Raw genomic sequence first — 1238 nt, 5'->3', positions numbered from 1 at the left:
TGTAGTGGTTCAATGATTCCGGACACCAACGTAGGTGGTAATATCGCCACCATAAACGAGGTGTCTGATGACCAGAAAGCGACGTTCTTTTTCTCCTGAGTTCAAACAGGAAGCAGCCAGCTTGGTGCTGGATCAAGGTTACACGATTCCCCAAGCGAGTGTGTCCCTGGGAATTGGTGAGAGCGCCATCCGGCGCTGGGTTAACCAACTAACCGAGGAGCGTGACGGTGTCACTCCGAAGGGCAAGGCGTTAACCCCGGAGCAGCGCCGTATTCAGGAACTGGAAGCCCGCTGCAAGCGCCTTGAACAGGAGAAAGACATACTAAAAAAGGCTACCGCTCTCTTGATGTCGGACGACATGAATCGTACGCGCTGATAGACCAGTTGAGTGAGCGGATGCCGGTTGAAATGGTCTGCAATGCGTTCGATATCAGCCGTTCCAGCTATTACGAGTACCGCCATCGGCGGAACCACGTTGATGTGGAGCGTATGGCCCTGAGGGCTCAGGTAAACCGCCTGTTTACCAAGAGCCGCAGTTCGGCCGGAAGCCGGACAATCAAAGGCTTGCTCAGCGAAGAAGGCACTGTCGTCGGGCGCTTCAAGGTTCGACGACTTATGAGTGAGCTAGGGCTGATCTGTAAGCAGCCAGGCCCTCACGCTTACAAGCAGGCCACCGTTGAACGGCCGGATATCCCGAACCATTTGGATCGTGAATTTGCAGTCGATCGGCCCGACCAGGTCTGGTGTGGTGACATCACTTACATCTGGAGCGGCCAGCGATGGAGCTATCTGGCGGTGGTACTGGATCTGTACGCTCGCCGGGTTGTTGGCTGGGCGATGTCATCGAGTCCAGATGCAGACCTGGTTGTAAGCGCTCTGGACCACGCCTGGGAACAGCGTGGTCGGCCAGAGAAAGTCATGTTCCACTCGGATCAGGGAAGTCAGTATGCCAGTCGTAAGTTCCGCCAGAGGCTTTGGCGCTATCGAATGACCCAAAGCATGAGCCGGCGTGGCAACTGCTGGGACAATGCCCCAATGGAGAGGCTGTTCCGAAGTCTGAAATCTGAGTGGGTACCGGCCCTGGGATATCGGAGTCTGTCTGAGGCCCAAAAAGATGTTGGTAGCTATCTGATGGACTACTACAACCGGCAAAGACCTCATACGTTCAACGGTGGCATTTCTCCCGTTGCAGCAGAGGAAAACCTTAAAATACTGTCCGGGATTAGTTGACCACTACA

The 1238-nt window shown here is 54.8% G+C and carries 1 protein-coding gene; it reads left to right on the top strand.

Translation table 11 applies throughout. The features are described 5' to 3' along the window. Window positions 1-67: 67 nt before the first annotated feature. Window positions 68-1230, top strand: a protein-coding gene (locus Q0824_RS17310) for an IS3 family transposase (protein ID WP_298453761.1) whose coding sequence is annotated in 2 segments (ribosomal slippage) — window positions 68-323 and window positions 323-1230 — 1164 coding nt in all. Because the reading frame shifts where the segments join, the coding sequence is not laid out codon by codon here. Window positions 1231-1238: the final 8 nt, after the last annotated feature.

The organism is uncultured Marinobacter sp., assembly GCF_947488835.1.
In the GTDB taxonomy this organism is placed as follows: Bacteria; Pseudomonadota; Gammaproteobacteria; order Pseudomonadales; family Oleiphilaceae; genus Marinobacter.
The sequence above is the reverse complement of the archived record's forward strand: the minus strand, read 5'-3'. Positions and strand labels throughout refer to the sequence as shown.